The 19,524-nt window shown below is 59.6% G+C and carries 16 protein-coding genes and 4 pseudogenes; 8 read left to right on the top strand and 12 right to left on the bottom strand.

What is annotated here, in order from left to right:
- Window positions 1-30 precede the first annotated feature (30 nt).
- The 4 genes and pseudogenes from ABIE33_RS29905 to ABIE33_RS29890 form a co-directional block, all read right to left on the bottom strand.
- Entirely contained in the window at window positions 31-243 is a 213-nt protein-coding gene (locus ABIE33_RS29905; protein WP_429131799.1) for a hypothetical protein, read from the bottom strand.
- The gene (locus ABIE33_RS29900) at window positions 240-1,025 is read right to left on the bottom strand and encodes a DUF2092 domain-containing protein (RefSeq protein WP_429131796.1); all 786 of its coding nucleotides are present in this window, start codon (window positions 1,023-1,025) and stop codon (window positions 240-242) included. Before ABIE33_RS29900 ends, ABIE33_RS29905 begins: the two co-directional genes overlap by 4 nt.
- A 133-nt stretch (window positions 1,026-1,158) precedes the next feature.
- Complete coding sequence (locus ABIE33_RS29895; RefSeq protein ID WP_429131794.1) at window positions 1,159-2,973, bottom strand: adenylate cyclase; 1,815 nt, start codon at window positions 2,971-2,973, stop codon at window positions 1,159-1,161.
- A 650-nt stretch (window positions 2,974-3,623) separates the two neighbouring features.
- A pseudogene (locus tag ABIE33_RS29890) lies at window positions 3,624-3,961 on the bottom strand (DUF2147 domain-containing protein).
- A 247-nt stretch (window positions 3,962-4,208) separates the two neighbouring features.
- Here ABIE33_RS29890 and ABIE33_RS29885 point away from each other — a divergent pair.
- The 7 genes and pseudogenes from ABIE33_RS29885 to ABIE33_RS29855 all read left to right on the top strand — a co-directional run bounded on the left by ABIE33_RS29885 (window position 4,209) and on the right by ABIE33_RS29855 (window position 10,406).
- A complete protein-coding gene (locus ABIE33_RS29885) occupies window positions 4,209-4,478 on the top strand; it encodes a hypothetical protein (protein WP_429131793.1) in 270 nt (89 codons plus the stop codon).
- A 183-nt stretch (window positions 4,479-4,661) separates the two neighbouring features.
- On the top strand, window positions 4,662-5,045 hold the full coding sequence (locus tag ABIE33_RS29880; RefSeq protein WP_429131791.1) for a cysteine rich repeat-containing protein: 384 nt from the start codon (window positions 4,662-4,664) through the stop codon (window positions 5,043-5,045).
- A 59-nt stretch (window positions 5,046-5,104) separates the two neighbouring features.
- Window positions 5,105-5,641, top strand: coding sequence for an OmpA family protein (locus ABIE33_RS29875; protein ID WP_429131894.1), 537 nt, complete (start codon window positions 5,105-5,107; stop codon window positions 5,639-5,641).
- Window positions 5,642-6,016: 375 nt separating this feature from the next.
- Window positions 6,017-7,450: a DUF1254 domain-containing protein gene (locus ABIE33_RS29870; RefSeq protein ID WP_429131789.1), complete on the top strand. Its 1,434-nt coding sequence runs from the start codon at window positions 6,017-6,019 to the stop codon at window positions 7,448-7,450.
- Window positions 7,451-8,433: 983 nt separating this feature from the next.
- Window positions 8,434-8,937 (top strand): DUF6438 domain-containing protein, encoded by a 504-nt coding sequence (locus ABIE33_RS29865; RefSeq protein ID WP_429131787.1) that lies wholly within the window; start codon window positions 8,434-8,436, stop codon window positions 8,935-8,937.
- A gap of 6 nt (window positions 8,938-8,943) precedes the next feature.
- Window positions 8,944-9,250: pseudogene (locus tag ABIE33_RS29860) on the top strand (LysR substrate-binding domain-containing protein); the annotation flags it as partial.
- Window positions 9,251-9,605: 355 nt separating this feature from the next.
- Window positions 9,606-10,406 carry a DUF72 domain-containing protein gene (locus ABIE33_RS29855; RefSeq protein WP_429131892.1) on the top strand — a complete coding sequence of 267 codons (801 nt, stop codon included), beginning with the start codon at window positions 9,606-9,608 and terminating at the stop codon, window positions 10,404-10,406.
- Between the two features lie 134 nt (window positions 10,407-10,540).
- Here ABIE33_RS29855 and ABIE33_RS29850 read toward each other — a convergent pair whose 3' ends face one another.
- From ABIE33_RS29850 to ABIE33_RS29840, 3 genes are read right to left on the bottom strand one after another with little or no spacing between them, the layout of a single operon-like run.
- Window positions 10,541-11,092 carry a YidB family protein gene (locus tag ABIE33_RS29850; protein ID WP_429131785.1) on the bottom strand — a complete coding sequence of 184 codons (552 nt, stop codon included), beginning with the start codon at window positions 11,090-11,092 and terminating at the stop codon, window positions 10,541-10,543.
- Between the two features lie 30 nt (window positions 11,093-11,122).
- Window positions 11,123-11,617: a ferritin-like domain-containing protein gene (locus tag ABIE33_RS29845; protein ID WP_429131783.1), complete on the bottom strand. Its 495-nt coding sequence runs from the start codon at window positions 11,615-11,617 to the stop codon at window positions 11,123-11,125.
- 57 nt (window positions 11,618-11,674) lie between these two features.
- Window positions 11,675-12,577, bottom strand: coding sequence for a PhnA-like protein (locus ABIE33_RS29840; protein WP_429131781.1), 903 nt, complete (start codon window positions 12,575-12,577; stop codon window positions 11,675-11,677).
- A 444-nt stretch (window positions 12,578-13,021) separates the two neighbouring features.
- Between ABIE33_RS29840 and ligD the strand changes: the two genes are divergently transcribed.
- Complete coding sequence (ligD, locus tag ABIE33_RS29835; RefSeq protein ID WP_429131779.1) at window positions 13,022-14,068, top strand: non-homologous end-joining DNA ligase; 1,047 nt, start codon at window positions 13,022-13,024, stop codon at window positions 14,066-14,068.
- Window positions 14,069-14,422: 354 nt separating this feature from the next.
- On the opposite strand, the gene ABIE33_RS29830 is transcribed toward ligD, so the two are convergent.
- The 5 genes and pseudogenes from ABIE33_RS29830 to ABIE33_RS29810 all read right to left on the bottom strand — a co-directional run bounded on the left by ABIE33_RS29830 (window position 14,423) and on the right by ABIE33_RS29810 (window position 19,442).
- Complete coding sequence (locus ABIE33_RS29830) at window positions 14,423-15,046, bottom strand: MOSC domain-containing protein (RefSeq protein ID WP_429131777.1); 624 nt, start codon at window positions 15,044-15,046, stop codon at window positions 14,423-14,425.
- A 385-nt stretch (window positions 15,047-15,431) separates the two neighbouring features.
- A pseudogene (locus ABIE33_RS29825) lies at window positions 15,432-16,736 on the bottom strand (IS701 family transposase).
- Window positions 16,737-16,821: 85 nt separating this feature from the next.
- A pseudogene (locus ABIE33_RS29820) lies at window positions 16,822-17,354 on the bottom strand (IS5 family transposase); the annotation flags it as partial.
- A 72-nt stretch (window positions 17,355-17,426) separates the two neighbouring features.
- Window positions 17,427-17,834: a GFA family protein gene (locus ABIE33_RS29815; protein ID WP_429131890.1), complete on the bottom strand. Its 408-nt coding sequence runs from the start codon at window positions 17,832-17,834 to the stop codon at window positions 17,427-17,429.
- A 168-nt stretch (window positions 17,835-18,002) separates the two neighbouring features.
- Window positions 18,003-19,442: an NAD-dependent succinate-semialdehyde dehydrogenase gene (locus ABIE33_RS29810; RefSeq protein WP_429131888.1), complete on the bottom strand. Its 1,440-nt coding sequence runs from the start codon at window positions 19,440-19,442 to the stop codon at window positions 18,003-18,005.
- Window positions 19,443-19,524: the final 82 nt, after the last annotated feature.

Genomic DNA, 19,524 nt, shown 5'->3' with positions numbered 1-19,524 from the left:
AACGCTTCCAACTTTCCCTGACATTGGGCCCTAGCAGTAGTAGACGCCGACGGCGCAGCGCCGCACGGTTCGCCGCGCCACGCCGGCGACGCTGACAGGTGTCAACGGGCGACCGACACGAGCCTCGGCGGGCTTCGAAAGACTGTAGAGCCCGCGGGTCGATACCTGCTCGGTGGCATCAATCGCCGGGAGCAGCAACGCGGCAATAAGCAGAATGGCCTTCAGTTTCCCCTGAGCGGTCATTTGTTGTCTCTCATGTTCAGGTGATCGGGTAGTTCGTCGATGTCGGCGAGATCCTTCAGGTCGACCTTTTTGGCGTCGGTGCCGTTGACGAAGCCGTAGTCCTCGGCCACGACATCGACGCCGGCCTTCCAGTCGGAAAACTGGATGCTGTATTGCGGAGCCTGATCGATCTGGCGGGCGGTGATCATGTAGCGGCAGGGACGGGGGGGGTCGCCCTGCGCAATCCAGATCTGCCAATCGACGTCTTTCGCCCGGAAGGCGAGGTGGTCGCATTCGACACCGCCGATCACGCCACTGCCGAGATCCTTTACGTCGGTCACGCCCTCCATCAGCTTGTCATAGGCGTCGGGCAGGAGCAGGTCGGCGCCGGGGACCGGCTTGCCGAGCTTGTCGCGCATCTCGTCGACGAGATGCTCGACCGTGCCGGGGAGTTCGACCTGGGTATAAAGGTTGGCGTCCTTACCGAAGAGCGTCACGGTCTTGCCGTCGAAGACCATTTCGACATTGGCAAAGCCGCCAAATCGCGTGGCGCGCAGTTTGTCCGGCCGCCCCAGTTCGATCTTGCCAGAACTCGCCAGCAGCAGTTTCTGATGTTCTCCTGTGACGACTTCCAGGTTTGAATCGTAGGTGAACGAGATCGCCTTTTGCGAAGCCAGATAGTCAGACATCGCTTTGAGGAGGCTTTTGGCCTCGGCCTCCACCGCCATGGCTTCTGGTGGTGCCAGCAGCCCCAAAGTAAGAGCGAGCTTGGCTGCTAAAAGGGTCGTGTTCTTGCAGTTCATCGGCTAGGTCTCTCGCTTGCAGGGTCGGAACTGGTCGCCGGCTGGCGGCCTGCACTGCCAACTGTAAGTGCCGCTGAGACCGAACACCCGTAACCTCTTGTAGGTTCTGTGCACCTCGAGCAGTAGAATCTGCTTATTGCGAAGGCGCTTGGGGCGATGGTGCGGACGCCAATAGCGTCGCTTCCACTTCTTTTGCGCTCGGCACAGGCAGTCCCGCTTTGCGAAGCGACGCGATCATCCGGATGTTGTCTTCCGGCTTGATGTTACGCTTTCGGTGTTCCTCGATGACATTCGGAATATAATCCGGACGCATCTTCATGAAGATCTCTCCCTCCCGCCTCGCATCATTCAACAAACCGGCCTCGGCGTAGATGGCGGCTGCTACCAAGTGAAACATCGGGAACTTCTGCAGATCCGTCTTCCGGATGAGGCTCACAGCGTTGTCATTGTCGTTCAGCATGTAGGCCGCGAGCGCTCGCGCGCCGTGATAGTAGCTCGCACCGCCGGGGTTGAGCGCTAGGGCACGGTCAAGCAGGTCCGCGCCGCGCTGCCATTGACCACAGATCGCGAGCCGCGTTCCGAACTCGCCCAGCAGCTCGGTGTCGTTCGGATTCGTAGCAAGCGCCTCCTCACCGACTTGAAGCGCCTCCGTCAGTTGCTGATTGAAGAACAGCGCGATCATCAGAGACTGAAGTGCGCGGGTATTTCCCGGCTCCAGCTCACTCGCCCGCCGGGCAGAGCTTAGCGCGCGCACGATCGGCATCGGCTGACCGGGCCTGAGGTTGAAGCGGAACCGGTCTTCATCGAGATACACGATGGACGACATCGCCCATGCGGTCGCATAGGCCGGGTATCGTGCAACGGCGCTTTCAAGACAGTCTCGCGCGGTCAGATGGGTTTCCGGACTCAGTTCCGCGCGATAGGCATAGAAGCGAAGTGTGCAGTCGTAGACGCCGAGGTCGTTCGGGGGAGGGGTGGCCGAGGCCGCTTGCGCGATGATGCCGTAAGGCTGGGCAATGGCGGTCGCCACCTTGCCCGCAACGTCTGATTGGATGGCGAAGAGTTCGCGGCTGGTCAGGTCGTCGTCGTAGTTCTGCGACCAAAGGATTGCTCCATCGGATGTGGCCAACAGGCGAGCCGTCACTCGGACCTTGGAACCGGACACCCTGACGCCGCCTGCGAGCAGATAACGAGCGCCCAGCCCTCCACGAACTTCAGAAGCTCCGACCCCTGGGGAAAGCGACTTCGACGTCTCGCGGCCGAAGACTTTGATCTCCTTAAACCGCGGCAGGGCGGTGAGCAGTTCCTCGGTCAGTCCGGCGGTGTACAACTGGGCCTGCGGGCCGTCGCCGAGGTTGGCAAAAGGCGCGATCACCAGCGTCGGCTCGTCCGGCGTCTTTGTGGTGCCCTCCCGTTTCGCGGCCTCAATGACACGCTCGCTCGCCCAGTATGTCAGCGCGGCGAGGCCGATGATGCCGAAAAGACCAAGCATCGGCCACCAGCTACGTGGCCGGGATCGGCCCGGGTGCTTGCCGCCGTCCTCGACCGGCTCAGCCTCGGATCTCGTCGATAGAGCGCCATTCCAGGCGAACGAAGGCGCGTAACGCCCTTTCGGAATATCTATTCTGACAGGATCGCGCTGCCCGGCGACAAGATAGTAGCGCTCAAGAATACGCCTCAGCCGTCCGGCTTCGATACGGACGACAGGATCGTCCTGGGTGAAGTTTTCGCTGCGCTTGAACACCTCGATCGCGATGGTGTAGCCCTTCAAGCGTTGAGCGCGTCCCGCCAAGGCCTCCTCGACGACGAAAGCCAAGAAAGCCGCCCCGCGGCCAGCTCGTGGAAATTCCGGACTGGAAATGATCCGCGCGAGCTGCTCACGAATCTCTGCTGGACTTGGCGACGATCCTTCCATGTCCTCCGACCCGTGTGCCACAGAGATGTCCATCAATTGCTCCCCAGTACGCACGCAGTCGCAACAATCACAGATTTAGTAGCGTCCGGCGGTGTAACCTACGCTGATCGGGCCGGCGCGTCCAGAAACATACCGGTCTAATGTAACGTTATTGTTGCCTTGATCCGGCGCCACCAAGCGCCGAGCTCGGGCTTCCCTCGGGCGTGCCCTCGGCGCTGCAGATGTTCAAAGTCAGCGTGGAGGTCGGGCGTTGCGATGACCCGACGGGTGCGTGCATTCTAGGCTAAGGCCGGCGGAATGCGGGCCGCGGCATCCTACACAATCGGCGGTCTGGCCGCATTCTGGATGATCGGGCGTATCGCCCAGTTTGGGACGGGACGGCGGGTATGCCCATGCAGCCGCTGGGCGCGAGTCGGCATATCTGTGGAGCACCACCCCGCCGCCAGGAGCGGTTCGGACTGACGATTACGACGCCGCCTGGCCGGGTGGCAGTAGCACCAGCGCATCCACGCGGGCCGCAGGCGGCAGCCGCGCAGCCGTGTCGACCGCAGGCTGCGGCAGCGCGGCGGGCCTCCGCAGGCGACACCGAGAAGATCGGGGTGGCGGGCCAGCACCAGGGTGATGGCAAACAGAGGCCTCATCCGCTTGTCCTCGTCCCATGCGAGAGGCGAGTCTTATTCTTTTCAGAGGCGTGGCCAGGTCTGAGATTCGCAGACAACCTTCAGGACGCATCCCTTCATCTTCAGGGCGTTGCCCGAGGCGGTAAGGGAGCCATCATAGGTCTTGTTGGCGTCGGGGTCGGTTATCTTTCCGGAATAGCTGCCGTCCTTGCCGTGGAAGGTGCCGATCTGCTTGCCCGCATGCTTGCCGGATTCAAGGTGATGCAGTAGCCTCCGCCACAAGAAGCAATCGCCGCGGTATCGCCCAGTTCGGTCTTCCAGTTGCCAACGATCGGGTCTTCTGCGTGGGCAATACCTGTAGCCAGCGTCAGTGCGGCAGCGGTGGTGAAGATGCGCTTCATAAATTGCTCCTTTGGGGGAAGTTTCGCCCGGAGCCTACGTCTGCTCGCCTCGCGCGCCCGTAACATCTGGTAGGATCTCTGTAGGGAGTGGTGTTCGTCGTCTGCGCTGCGTTGGGGCACCAGCTTGCAGGTGTGCGCTACATTGTCGCTACTGTAACATACGATGCAAGAGCGGAACCTTGGTGCATCATGCGACATTGACGGAAGTTCGTTCGCTTGGTGCGGCACAGGCCTTGGGGAGCCATTCATGGGATACGACGTCTCATTCGCCAAGCGATGTTTCCCGTCCCGAACAAGTTCGATCGACGAACTAGCCGCCCGTGATGAAAACTTCCGCGACTTGTGCGATGACTTCGCCACCGCGCATCATCTTCGACTATCGTTGGAAGAGAATTCCGGCCCCAACGGGGACGAGCGTCTTGCAGAGTACCTGGAGCTCGTGGACGTCCTCCGGGACGAAATAACGACGGCCCTCGACAACGCTGCCGTTGTGCAGTTTCCGCATCCGCGGAAATGACGACACGGCGCCAGCGGGGGCGTTAGCTACTGTAACATACTTTCCTTTCGGCAAATCGCGTGGAGCATGTCGGCGCTGGCCATCACCTGCCCAGCGGCCAGGCGATGGCCGATTTCCACGCTGTTTTCGATCGGACCTGCCATGACGAACAGACTTGCAGTTTTCGCAGGAGCGATAGCCCTCATGGCTTTTGCCTTCACCGCCGTCAGTCGGGCGGACACCATCAGTTATGCTGACGCGGTGAGCACCCTCGCCAACGACTGCGGCTCGGATATTAAGAAATACTGCAAAGGCCTCAACCTCGGCGGCGGGCGCATCCAGACCTGCCTCGAGCAGCACGCGGGGAAAGTCTCACAGGCCTGCACCGTGACACTGGCAAACGTGTTCGCGTCGATCGAGCAACGCGAGGCGGCGCAGTCGTCCTTCGCGACGGTCTGCAAACATGACATCGCTCAGTACTGCAAAAGCGTCAAAGGAGAGGGCAATGTCCTTTCCTGCCTGAACAAGGCGACGCGTGTGAACGAGGGGCAGTGCGGACAGGCCATCATCGATGCCGGATGGCGTTGAACCATGTCGGGAACAGGAGACAAGCAATGAAAAACATTGGATTTAGCGCTTTGCTGACAATGGGCCTAATAGTGTCCTCTGCGCAGGCGTTGGCACAGGAGCTCAACGACACGCAACTCGTGCGCACCCTCGGACGGATAGAAAGCGCGGCGCCGGCGATCGACATAGCGCTTCTGGTGGAAGAGGCATCGGCGAATGCGGGCAAAGGTGTCGTCAACCTCCCGAACTGGCAGAAACTCTCCAAGCTGTCGCAACTGATCGTCGAGATCGAATTCGAGAACGACTCCGTCGCCATCGAACCAAAGTCCTATCGCACGGTAGGCCTGATTGCAGACGCGCTGCACCATCCCAACCTGCGGCGCTATAAGTTTCTCGTCGTGGGCCACACGAACTCGACGGGCGACGCCAAACACAATCTCGAACTCAGCGCGCAGCGCGCCAATGCCATAACTGAGGCGCTTGCGACCACGTTTGCGATCAAGCCGGACCGTTTGTACTCGATTGGTGTGGGCGAGGAATGGCCGCTCGATCCAGCCAACCCGAAAGCGGCGGAAAACCGACGGGTTCAACTGATCAATCTCGGGCTCGTCAAATAGCACGAGTGATTGGCTTTTCATCAAGTGAGGTCGCACGCTCCCTGCCGGTTTCGTCAGAACCAGTATCACCGCGCCATCGTGTGGTGGGGGGATTACCAACCTTATGGCGGCCTTCACCTCGATCGACCTGTTGATCCAGCATGAAGCCCCCGGAGCGGAGATGGAATCAAACTGGCTGCCCGGCGTATGAGGGTCGGCATACCTCGCAGCATGCGGATGCAGATCAGTGAAGGCCTTGAGGTGATCCTGATGACAGTTCAGTTCCGGTTTAGTACCTCGCCAACAAGGCCGCGAACAATCAATTCCAGAATTTCCGAGCTGCCCTACAGCTGGCAGCGTTTCGATAACTGATCCAACAATAATGGAGTACGGCAAATGCTGACGAAGAGAGATCTACTTCGATCCACCGCGGTGATCGCCGCTAGCGCGGCGATTGCGAGGCCAAGCCTCCTGATGGCGCAAAGCTACCCGGGCATCATCGAGGCCAAGGACATCGCCGAGGAAGGGTTCATCTACGGTCTGCCGCTCGTGATGAACTATGCCATCATGTACGAGTACGCGGTAGATCGCAATTCGGGGCAGTTCAAGGCGCCGTTCAATCAGATCAAGAACGAACCTAACGTCTTCACCTACAAAGATACGGCAATCGTCACGCCCAACAGCGACACACCCTATTCCTTCGTGTGGATGGATTTGCGGGCGGAACCGGTGGTGCTCTCGGTACCGGCGATCGATCCGAAGCGCTACTACTCGGTCATGCTGTGCGACGGCAATACATACAATTACGGCTATATTGGCACCCGTGCCACAGGGAACGAGGCCGGCGACTATATGGTGGTCGGGCCCGATTGGGAGGGCGACACCCCGGCGGGCATCAAGCAGGTATTTCGTTCGAGCACACAGTTTTCTCTCGCGGGCTATCGCACCCAGCTTTTCGGCCCGGATGACCTCGACAACGTCAAGCAGGTGCAGGCGGGCTACAAGGTGCAGATGCTCTCCGCCTATCTGAAGCAGACGCCGCCGCCGGCCGCGCCAGCCATCGAATTCCCCAAGATCGATAAGGAACTGGTGAAGACCAACTTCTTGGATTATCTCGATTTTGCGCTGCAATTCGCGCCGGCGCAGGGGAACGAGAAGGAGATACGCGCCAAGCTGGCACGCATCGGCGTCGGGCCAGGCAAGACCCTAAACTTCAAGGACCTACCACTGGAGCACAAGCTGGAGCTTGGCCTCGGCATGAAGGAAGGCCAGCGGAAGGTCGACGAGGCCGTCGCCAATGTCGGCAAGGCGATCAATGGCTGGCGGGTTAGCGGTCTTCCAGGCGACAGCGCCCACTACAATGGCGACTGGTTGAAGCGTGCCGTCGCCGCTCAAGCCGGCATTTATGGGAACGACCCGGAGGAAGCGACCTACCCGTTCACGCGCGTCGACAGCGACGGCCAGACGCTGGACGGCAGCAAGCACAACTACACGCTGACCTTCCCGGCGGGACAGCTGCCGCCGGTGAATTCGTTCTGGTCGCTAACTATGTATGATGGCAAGTCCCAACTCCTAATCGAAAACCCGATCAACCGCTACCTCATCAACTCGCCGATGTTGTCAGCCATGAAGAAGAACGACGACGGTTCGCTCTCCCTCTACATCCAGAAAGACAGCCCCGGCGCAGACAAGGAGGCAAATTGGCTGCCTGCGCCAAATGGCACGATCTATCTCGTGATGCGCCTATACTGGCCGAAGACGGAAGCGCCATCCATCCTGCCGCCGGGGGAAGGGACGTGGCAGCCGCCCGGCGTCATCGTGGCCGAATAGTTCTCCCCCGACTGTGCTGATGCTTGGCTGGCGCCTCTGCCGCTCGTGGTCCTCGTGCCCGATGGGCAGTTGGCGCCAGCCTGCTACGTCTGATACTCCTGTATGTTCACCTTCTGAGCAGAAACACATAATGTGTCGACTGGAATGAGCCAGCGCCCCCGCGCCGTCTCCTTGTTTTCCCAAACTCTTGGGGCGACATCGCTTGGCCAGAGTGAAAAGGGCCACCGTCGATGAGTTCAACTTCAACCAACCGGCGCAGCCTACGCATTCTCGGTTTCTCAAATTTTACACTGACCGGTTCTTTGTCGAACCACAGAAACTAGCGTTTGGGCTGGTCGACCTCCGGCCCCGTTCGGGCTATCTTTGGGCGCCATTTCCAAAATCATGCTCTGCAGGCGCCACTGCTTCACATGCGGATCTCGGCTTTTCCGGCAGTGCCGATCACGAATGTACGGCCGCCGTTGCCTGCGATTTCCGCAATCGCGCGACCCGTCCTTAAGCCAACCAGGAGGACCAGGGCTACGACATGGCCGTTGCACATATTTCGCCACGGAGCTGAAAAACAGGTCCACCGCACGGTTGCGATGACGATTGCCCGCTCCTTCAATTAGTTGGGCCCGGTTCTCGCCAGTGTCAGGTGGCAATGCGATTCGCCGATGCAGCTGTTTCCTGCACGCATGAGCTCGCCTTCTGCCGCGATGCGGACAGGCATGCGCTAACTGCGCTAGAATAGGGCTCGGAGATAACTTGGCTAGCCATCGGTCAACGCGGAAACGCTCAACCGCCCCTGGGGGAGTCATCATGTCTCGCCCCCAGGGTCAGAGATCGGAACGCTACGAGGCAGGCGTTGACTGCTGAGGCGCGCTGGTTGATGGTTTGGCGCTTTGACACGCGGAAGATGCGGCCGTTCCACGACCCTTGCCTCGTAAACCAATCCTCAGGGCGGGCCGACTACCGTCATCGGTTTCTGAAAGGGGCGCAATATGGTGCTGATTGCAAAGGTTGTCCTGGCGTTAGCCGCGTCCTTGGTGGAACCAAGCCAAGCGCTGAGCATCATCGTCGAACGGGGGCCGTGTCTCGGGGAATGCCCAGTTTACCGTTTCCAAGTGAGTGCCGGCGGGGGTTTGTTCGAGGGTCGGGGCTTTACCAACGTTCACGGCGAACAACGTTTTTCGATTACGCCTAAGGAATGGTCCGCGTTCCAGTCGGCACTCGCCTTCCGACCGCATGGTACCGAAGACATTACCGCCGGGCATCCGCGGTGCGCGCAGTTTGCCACGAACCATCCCTCCGTATCGGTCACCTGGAGCGAGGCCGGACGGACTGACCAACTGATCTTCAACTTCGGATGCAAGGATCCGCAAAACGACGCCATGGCGCAGGCGCTTGCCGGTATGCCAGATTTGCTTCCGGTCGGAAAACTCATCGAGGATCGTCGCCTTGAAGGTGGAGCATGGGACCGTCGATCTGTAAGCCCGGCAAAGTAATCGACGGAGATGTTCGAGACCCATGGGCTGACGGGCAATGTCGCCTACAGCTGTGACGATACCTTCTCTCTCTTGTCGCTAGTCTCCGCGGGTCTCGGGATCGGGTTTGCGCCAGAATGGACGAAAGGATCTGCCGAACCGCAACTTCGAGCTCAGGCCCGTGCGCGGCGTCGATCTCAAGATCGGGCTCGGCGTCGCGTGGAATAAAGAGGATCCGACAGCGGCGACATCATCGACATTGCCCGGCCGGGGCGGTGAGGAGCGAGGGAGTAGCTTTTCTTTCCTCGACAGCGCCATCATGCCGGACAGTTAGATACCTTCTTCAGCTGCTTTCATCCGTGCCTTTGGCGGATGTTAGCGATGGCGGCTTTAACGCGACGAGAGGTCACAGCCCCTAAAGGTCCAGGGGGTAATCTCTAAATCCGGACGCCTGCGCCTGCGCAAGAAGCCTGGTGTCTCGCGTACCACGACCTCGAGTGCTGGCCATGTATGGCCTTCGAGAAGATGGCCCTGCAAAGGAACAAACACCGCTCTCGTCGCTTCCGGTTTGGAAACGCGAGGTTTGTCTGGTGATGGAACGCTCTCCAGAAGAGATTTTGAAACGGCGCGCGCTGCATGCCGAGCGCAGGCAAAGGCAGCGGCTTGCGAATAGCGATCGCGCCGAGAAGATGCATGTGGCCCGACTTGCCAAAGAGGAGATTGGCGGCCCTTTCACCGCAGCCCGGACCCCGATGAACGGCATCCATATCGGTTGCTCCGGTTGGTACTATTGGCACTGGAAAGGGCAGTTCTATCCCACGGATGTCCCTTCAAACCAGTGGTTTTCCATCTATGCGCAACAATTTGACACGGTGGAACTCAACGCGCCGTTCTATTCCTGGCCGACAATCGCGGCGGTGAAAACCTGGCTGCGGCAAGCAGAGCCCGGCTTCGTTTACACGGTGAAAGTCTGCGAGTTGATTACTCACGTAAAGCGGTTTGACGACACGAGCACCTTGATCAGGGACTTCGGCTACATCGCCGATCTGCTCGGGCCCCAGATGGGCTGCTTTCTGTTTCAACTGCCCCCAAGCGTTCGGTACTCCACCGAGATGTTGCACGCTGTTCTAGATCAACTGGATCCTAGGCATAGAAACGTTGTGGAATTTCGCCACAAGAGTTGGTGGAAGGACGAGGTTTTCAGCGCTTTTCAGAAGGCCGGGACTATCTTTTGCTCCTGCAGCGGCCCGCGCTTGCCCGACGAACTGGTGAAGACGGCTGATGATATCTACATACGCTTTCATGGGCTCAGCCAGTGGTACCGCCATGACTACACCGACCCTGAATTGAGGATCTGGGCCGAGCGCATCCGTCAAAGTGGTGCCGGAACCGTTTGGGCATATTTCAACAACGACCGCGATGGTCATGCGCTCAAGAATGCAAAGCGACTGTCGGAACTGCTACGAACGCAAAGCACAAGCGGTTTGTGAAGGGTGCGCACGGCGACCCGTCCTGAGTGGGTTCGGCTCCTTTTGAAAAGGTTCAGCGGATGCCTTCTGGCCAGCGCCTTCTAATCGGCAGTGCTTAAGGGCCGCTGTGCAGCGGCCCTTAAGCGTTTTTTGCGCTAGATTATCTGTGTTTTGGGTGGAGGAATGGTTTGCCTCCCCTCGAACGAGATTTCGTCTTCTTGAGGCAGCACCCCATTGGGTGTGAGGTCGTCCACGGCCTTTGGCAGATCACGGCTGAGGCGGCTTAGAATCTCATCGGGAGACAGACCCGTCCTTGCGGAGAGATCCTCCAGGACTTCCGGCCCGAGCGCTTCGGACAACTCACGATCATCGAGCTCGATGTTTGGGCCGGTTTGCACCCACGATTTGGCGGCCTCTCCTTGTCCGTTCTGCTGGAACTGCTTGAGAAGATCGCCGAGACCGCCCGTTAACACGCCGCCTGTCGTTGAACCGCCGAGCAGGCCGCCAAGTCCGCCGAGGCCACCCGAGCCGCCGGTCAGACCGCCAAGGAGGTCGCCCACTCCCCCTGTCGCCTCCTGCTGGCCAATTGATCCTTCGCCTTGTGGTTTCTGCGTCAGACCTCGCAGAAGCTCCCCGATTTTCTCCCTGTTCTGATACCCCGCCACCGCCAGGACACCGAGAAGGGCTTTCAGTGCTGTGCTTGCCATGTGCTTCTCCTCCTTTGTCGCGAAAGCCTCTTAGGCCTCTGCCTTCTGGTTTACGACAGACGTGGCGATCGCCGTGAGCGCGAGATCGGTGGCCTGCTCTTCGTTAAGTGTCGACTGCAGGTGCCCCGCGGCTTCGTTGTAGCCCAGTTCGAGCGCCCATGTTCTCAGCGTGCCGTAGCGGGACATCTCGTAATGTTCGACGGCCTGTGCCGCAGCAAGCAGCCCGGCATCGAGGGCAGGCGAGCCCTCGTAGTCTTTCATGACCTCCTCACCTTCCTCGGTAATTCCAAGAATGGCGTTGCAGGTCTTTGCTTCAGGTTTCTTGCCGATCATCTCGAACACCTGCTCAAGGCGTTCGACATGGACCTTCGTTTCGCCAAGGTGCTTGGTGAAGGCGTCCTTGAGTTGCTGGCTAATGGCAGCCTCCTGCATTTTGGGCAGGGTCGCGACGATCTTCTTTTCGGCGAAGTACACGTCCTTCAGTGTATCGTGGAAAAGGTCGGCGAGTTTCTTTCTGTCGGCCATGATGGGCTCCATGGTGGTAAAACCCGACCACCGAACTATTCCGGTGGCCGGAGTTGGTTAAACACGAGGGCGGGTTGCTGCTGGGCCGGAGAGCAGGAGGGTATGCTTCGTTCCGCTGACGCCTCCGAACCAGGCTGCGACGGCACCAAGCACGAGCGCGAGGAAGCCGAGGATGGCCCCGGCGGAGATTGCGGTGGCTGTGGCTTCGGCCGCCTCCAGGGCCTGTTGCTTGGCAGCTGCGACGTTTTCTCTATATGCCTTTTCGTATTGGTCGACCTGCGTGCGCGCCTGATCGGCGGGAATGCCCTGGGCCTTGGCAACGGCATCGGCCGCTCGAACACGCGCATCTTCGGCGGTCGCTTCGTCACCCGTCACAACAGCCTGCACAGCGGCGACTGCCGCATCCTGCAGGGCTTTGGGATCGTTGCCGGTCGACCCGCGAATTTGTTGTTCTATCCCGGCCATGGGGTTGGCAGAATTGGCAAGGGCGGGCACTGCCGCGGTCGCCGCAGTGGCAGCTGTCTGTCCCACGCCGCCCACCACGCTCGACAACCCGCTGAAGGCGCCGCCCACCAGCGCACCGACTGAGGTTGTCAATAGATAGAGCACGACGAGAGTGGTGACTGCCCAGGTCGTCAAGCCGTGGTAGCCGCCAGTCGAATTGCTCGGTCGACCGGAAAGGCGACTTGCAATATATCCGCCGACAAACGAAGCGATAATGCCAGCGACGACAAACCATATGCCGCCCATGATCGAGAAGGTGGTTGCTTCGGGATTATCGGACGTTGCGGGATCAAGGACCGCCGCGCCGATACCGACGCCCAATAGGTTCAATAAAAACTGGACAGCCAGCGCAATGGCTACACCCGCGAAGATCGAACCCCACGAAATCTTGTTGAACAGCGTTGTGGCAGATGGATCGCCGATGGCGCCGGGATGGATCGAGAAAGGGTCGGTCATGGCTTTTCCTTAGGGTCACGGGAGCGTGAGTAAAGGCTTAAACGCCATCCGGGATCGCTTGTTCCGTTCCGCAGTTGTTCTACGTCCAGACTGCGACGCGGTTCCTATGCGCAAAACCACAACCCTTCATTCCTGCGGCGAAGCTTCACTTTAGAGTGCATGGATAGTGAGAAATGGCACGGGCTCTGGATGATCGAGATCGGTGATCTATAATTGTACTGAAGGCAACTGCGGCGTGAAGTTGCCTCAACGAGAGGAGATCGCGTCATGCCGTTCCCGGCGGTTTTTCACCCTCAGATCGTCGGCCGACCAGTTCGATAAAAGAGGACGTGTTCGACGAACGTGTCATATCGCACGGGCTTATCCGCTCTGGCGGGGAAGCCGAGAGTTTGGCTATCAGACTAATCGCTCTCCATGAGAGCGGCATGCGGGATTTAATAAGCGATGGCTAAGGCACCTCCAAAACGCCGGAAACACTTGCTTCTCGATGAAGACCCCGTGCTGCGCGGGAAACCGCAGAAAGCCCGGGATCCGGACCAGCCGCGTCTGTCCTTTGATCCCATGCCTGATCGGATCGAACCTTGTCTTGCGCTGCTCGCCAAGACGTTGCCTTCCGTTGGCGATTGGGCCTTCGAAATCAAATGGGATGGGTATCGCCTGGCTGTGCATATCGAGCCCAGCCGCGTGCGCATACTGACGCGCGGCGGCTATGACTGGACGGATCGTTTCCCGGGGATCGAGGCGGCGGCCATGTCGCTTGGACCGACGACCATGATCCTCGACGGCGAGGCGGTGGTGCTCGACGAGGCCGGCCGCTCGAACTTCGGCATGCTGCAGGCTGCACTCGGCGGCCGTGGCGGCAAGCGCGTCGCCGGCGAGGCGCTGTTCTATGCCTTCGATCTTCTTTACTTCGACGGAAACGACCTGCGCGGCATGCGTCAGCGAGAACGGCGGATGATCCTGGAAGATACGATCGAAGAGGGTGCACCTATCATTCGCGTGTCGGAAGAGATCGAAGGCGAGGGCGCGGCCATCTTGGCGCAGGCCTGCAAATTCGGTTTTGAAGGGATCATCGCGAAGGACAGGCGGGCTCCCTATCGATCCGGCCGGAAGGGCGATTGGCTCAAACTTAAATGCAATCGGAGCGACGGCTTTGTCGTCGTTGGGTACGAGCCGTCGACGAAGGTTCGGGGCGCAATCTCTCGGCTACTGCTGGCGGCAAGGCGAGGCGACGAGCTGGTTTATGTTGGGGGCGTCGGAACGGGCTTTACGGACAGGATGAGCCGCGATCTTCGCAAGCAGTTGGCAGCCATCCCGCCGAAGGTGCCGCCGATCGCACTGACGCGCAATAACGTCGTGTTCTGCGAGCCCGCATTTGTCGCCGAAATCACCTATACCGAGATCACCAGCGACGGAAAGCTCCGCCACCCCTCATTTAAGGGTATGCGCGAGCTGGCGGACAACGTCGACGTCTTCGAGATCAAAAAATAGGCCCCTTGGGGGACGAGGGGCCCAAGAGAACGACAGCGGCGCTGGGGGAAGCCAACTGTCCATGGGGTGTCCCGAAAAACGCCAATGCCCGATGATTGTTCCAGTCTTTCTTAACCTAGATACGCTGCGTTCCGCGCGATCGTTTCCCGGTAGTTGGCCTCTGCCTTCGCCGCGGCCTGGCGGGCTGTATCGGCCCATCCACTGTGCGGCATCACGTGTTCCCGAACGCCTCGGATTCTGCCTACCTGCCATTTCCATCTGCCGTTTAGCGGAGAGTGGTCGACGCGGTAGATCCTACCGACGAGCTGGTCGCCGTCGAAGCCGATGAAATCGTGCTCGGCCTCGCCCACAACTCTAGAACTTTACCGTGCCTCGGGAAAGTGAGCCCAGGAGCTTGGCATGGGCCGGAACGTTGCGATAGCGCTCGATTAGATCGGGTGACGCTCTCGTTCCATGGTGGGCCATCATCTCCGCCGTCAAGATACGCTGACCTTCGAAGGGCTCGTATTTCACCTTCGCTCCAACGGCGATGAAACCCGGCTGGACGACCCGACAGTAAAATCCGGGACGAGCAGCCTCTATGTATCGCTTGGCGAAACCACGTTCGCGCATTTTTTCGGACAGGATGCGGCATGGCATTCGTGGCGCTGTAACCTCCATGATTAGATGGGCGGTAGAAAAGCGATCTCCCGCTGCAACGTCGCGGTTATCCAGACCTTCAAGACAAAGATTTTCTCCGAAGAGGCCATGGTGAACAGGCACCCCAAGTTCCTGTTCCCACCACAGCCGTGTCAGGTCCCCCTCAATGTAAACGGCCTGTTCGGGTCCGCCGTGATAGTGGCGATTGCAGATAGTGTCGCGTTCCAACCCCTCAAGCCCAACCAGCAGGTTGTCGCTTGTCGCGTGCTTGTTGATCCCTGTCTTGAGATTGCCGGGTCGTGCCTCTGCTTTACAGATGCATACGGAGAGGACTTTCAATCGCCTGCCTCGTTTCGGCTCGCATGCGGCATCTCGCCCTACAACAGTGCGACCATAGCCGCGATGATCAGCAGTGCGAATACGGCCAAACCAACGTGGAAGGCATTCGCACGGTTGCTGTTGCTTTTGAAGATTCGTGGCACGACGTTACCTCACCATTTGACATGCAACGCGCGGCTTCCCGAATGGTTCAATCTGACGCCTGTGCGGATGGACTTCTTGCTGGCGAAGGTGGACAGAAGAGCGTTCAATTTCGAAATAATCGCGGCGATGGTAACGCAAGTCGAAGTCCGAGTTTTAAGGGTTATGGTGTCTTGCCACTTACCCTCACAAACCGGTTGGCTAGCACTACTTTGGCAGATTCGATTTCCGGGATGGCTGGAACCTAATTCGGCAATGGGGACATCGTTGTGGTGGTTGGTGCTGCGACAGCGCGGCGATCAGCATGCGTCGAATGGCCGGCAGTGTTTGCTTAGGCGGGCCGTGCCTCTTGGTTTTTTTCCCGCTTTGCCTTGTGTAGGCGCTGATGTTGCAAGAAGGCGTAAGCGATCATTGTCATCAGTGCGTGTCGGTGGAGGCCCTGCCATGATCGGCCCTCGAAGTGATCGAGACCGAGTTCTTCTTTCATCTGCTGATGGGCCTGCTCGCAGACCCAACGGGCTTTGATGGCCGCCGCCAGCTGCTTTAATGTCGCCTCCGCTGGAAGATTGGACAGGTAGTATTTGCGCTCGTCGTTTGAGCGCCATTCGCCAACAAGCCAGGCGTCCTCGCCTGGCATATGTTGCTGTCCCTTGTCGAGAATACGTTGCGGATTGCCGTCAGCAATCCGAATGCGCAGGGCAGCGAAGCGTGCGGCCAATCGGCTTTTCGTGCCGCGACGCCAACTGACCTTCCTCCAGGTCGTTCCTTCCAGGATGGTTTCGGCTGCCGTCGACAGGGTGTCGGGGATCGAATGCTTGCGCGGTCGTCCATGGCCGGCGACCGGAAAGATCAAGGCAACATCATGCGGATAAACCTTCTGATGCTTGGGAATACCGACGGCCCAGGTGAGGCCCCGTGCACTGAGCCCCTGGCGAAACGCAGCCGATAAACCATAGCCGGCATCGGCAAGCACAGTGCCAAACCGCACACCCGCGGCAATCAGCCGATCGATCTCGTCGAGCGCGATCTCCGGCTTGGTGCGGGATAGGCGCATTGGCTCGGGAACGCCGGCCTTGGCCATCCGATCCTGATCGCTGGTCCAACTCTCGGGCAGGAACAGCCGTAAGCCCACTGGGACGGGAACCTCGTCGCGGGCCAGCGTCAACGACACCAGCGTCTGGCAATTGGCGCGCTTACCGAGCATTGACGCATACTGCGGCGCAACCCCAACAGAATGGTCGCCCTTCTTCGGCAGGCCTGTGTCGTCGATCACTAGAAAAGCATCCGAAGCCCCGACAATCTTGTCGGCCTGCACCGCCAGTTCCGCCTCAAGGGGACCGGCATCCCAAATCCCATCCGAGATGAAATGATGCAGACGGTCATAGCGATCAGGCGCGAGACGTTCCGCCATCGGCTCGATACTCTTGCGATCGCCAGGTCCGATGAGGCCCGAAACATAGACCGGGCACATATGTCGCCGCTTCTTGTGACCAAGCTTCTCAACGAACGGCTTCAGCCAATCCGCCAGTGCAACATCCAGCTCCGCCATCTCGCGCACCCCTGTGAAAGTGCCCAAGATGGCCCATCATCGTAAATGGCCGGTTAATCTGCCAAAGTAGTGCTAGGCTCAGGACTCATTGATTGAGCCAGAAGATGACGGTTGCGGCGATGCAGATGGCGGACATGAAGGTGTGGGCGCATCGGTCGTAGCGGGTGTGGATGCGTCTCCAGTCCTTGAGCTTTCCGAACATGTTCTCGACTTTGTGCCGCTGGCGATAGAGCACCTTGTCATGCTGGATCGGCATCTTCCGATTGACTTTTGACGGGATGCAGGCGGCAATGCCACGCTCGGCTAGAGCAGCACGGAACCAGTCGGCCTCGTAGCCCCGGTCAGCCAGCAACGCCTTGGCCCTGGGCAAGGCGTCGATCATCAGTGCCGCGCCCTTGAAGTCGCTCATCTGGCCTTCGCTGATCACCATGATGAGTGGTCGGCCCTTGCCATCGCAGACGGCGTGAAGCTTGGAGTTCAGACCGCCCTTGGTGCGTCCGATACGTCGGGGAACAGCCCCTTTTTGAGCAGGCTGGCCGCCGTGCGGTGCGCTTTGAGATGGGTGGCGTCGATCATCAGTTGATCCCGTTTGCCCCCTTGGCTGCCAGTGCCGCGAAAGGCAACGCCTCCTCGCACCGCCATTAAATCAACCGATCCGATCTCCCGCAACCATTTTAGTGGGTATTGAACCTAACCTGGAAGACCATCTACTTGGGGGATGTTTTCCAAACGCGCGTCCCATTCGGCTCGGCTTGCAAAGCAGATATGCGCACTTGGTCGGATGTCGATCGCGCTATCAATACTCCCAGCAGGTACAACCACCAAAGCGCCCTTCAATTGAACACTCGGAAGAGCAGACCCGCACTTAGTGCAAAAGCTTTTTTCGTGTCGGGTCTCTGGAACCCGATAGGTCTGGATGCTGTCATGACCAGAAACCCAAATTACAGTCGCTGTCGATGAAAACAAATTGGCCGCATGTGCAGACCCCGTGTCCTTTCGACAGCGCTTGCAGTGACAAAGAAAGAAGCTCTCAAACTCACCTGAGATTTGAAATTTAACGGTACCACACAAACAGGAGCCAGCAGTCGTTTGGGTCATAATGATATACTCATATTCGTTTTTTTGACGCGGAATCGCCGCAGTGGTTGCAGGCTGCCAGATCAATGCGTCCTGAGCCTAAATCGACCGGCGATCTGCAGGAAGCGCTCGTCACTGGATGAGAAGAACTTGGATGGCGCCCAGGGCGGGCGCGTTCGCTCTGTCGGCTCAGATGCTCTTGCGCGTGACGAAGCGCGTTTCCAGATAGGCCTGGATCGCCTCCGAACCGCCTTCGGTGCCGTAGCCGGAATCCTTGGTGCCGCCGAAGGGAACTTCCGGCAGCGCCAGGCCGAGATGGTTGATCGAGATCATGCCGCTTTCGACCTCGCTTGCAAGGCGATGGGCGCTTCTCTCCGACCCGGTGAAGGCGTAGGCAGCAAGGCCGAAGGGCAGGCGGTTGGCCTCGTGGATCGCCTCATCCAGATCGGCGAAGCGGTTGATGATCGAAACCGGGCCGAACGGCTCGTCATTCATGATCCGCGCCGTCACGGGTACATCGGCGAGAACCGTCGGTTCGAAGAAGTAGCCGCGGTTGCCGATGCGATTGCCGCCGGTTGCCAGGCGGGCGCCATGCTGCACCGCGTCGGCGACCAGGCTCTCGATCGCCGGGATGCGCCGTTCGTTTGCCAGCGGACCCATGTCGACGCCGGCTTCGAGACCGTTGCCGACCTTGATCTTTTGCGACGCGGCAACAAAACCTTCCAGGAACCGGTCGGCGACCCGTTCTTGCACCAGGAAGCGCGTCGGCGACACGCAGACCTGGCCGGCATTACGATACTTGCTGCCGGACATGACCGCGACGGCCTGTTCGATATCGGCATCATCGGTGACGATGACCGGCGCATGCCCGCCGAGTTCCATCGTGGCGCGCTTCATGTGCTGGCCGGCGAGGGATGCGAGCATCTTGCCGACCGGCGTCGAGCCGGTGAACGACATCTTGCGGATGACCGGATGGGCGATCAGATATTCCGAGATCACCGCCGGCACGCCGTAGACGAGGTTGACGACGCCGGCCGGAAGTCCGGCGTCGACGAAGCAGCGGATGAGTTCGGCTGGCGAAGCCGGTGTTTCCTCCGGCGCCTTGACGATGATCGAGCAGCCGGTCGTGAGCGCCGCAGAGAGCTTGCGCACCACCTGGTTGATCGGGAAGTTCCACGGTGTGAACGCGGCCACCGGACCGACCGGCAGCTTGACCGTCATCTGGGTGACATCGGGCGAACGCGGCGGAATGATCTGGCCATAGGCGCGTTTTCCTTCCTCGGCGAACCATTCGATGATATCGGCGGCGCTGAGGATCTCGCCCTTCGACTGGGCAAGGGGCTTGCCCTGTTCGCGGGTCATCAGCCAGGCGATGTCGCTCGCCCTTTCGCGAAGCAGGGCTGCCGCCGTCCGCATGACCTTGGCACGGTCGGAGGCGGAGGTCTTGCTCCATACGTCGAAGCCCTTCTTTGCAGCGGCGAGTGCCTCATCGAGGTCTGCAATCTCGGCCCAAGCCACGTGGCCGATCGTCTCTTCAGTTACGGGATCGACGACCGGAATGGTCTTACCGGAGCGTGCGGCGCGCCAGCTGCCATCGATGTGAAGGAGAATGTCCGGATACTGTGTCATGGAGAGCCTTTGATGAATGTTCATCGCCTCGTTCTCGCGAGGTGAAGTGATCGGCGAGCGGGCCTTGCCGGGCATTCTTGGC

The organism is Ensifer sp. 4252, from assembly GCF_050434565.1.
Lineage (GTDB): Bacteria > Pseudomonadota > Alphaproteobacteria > Rhizobiales > Rhizobiaceae > Ensifer.
Note: the sequence above shows the minus strand (reverse complement) of the source record. Positions and strands in the feature narration are given on the sequence as shown.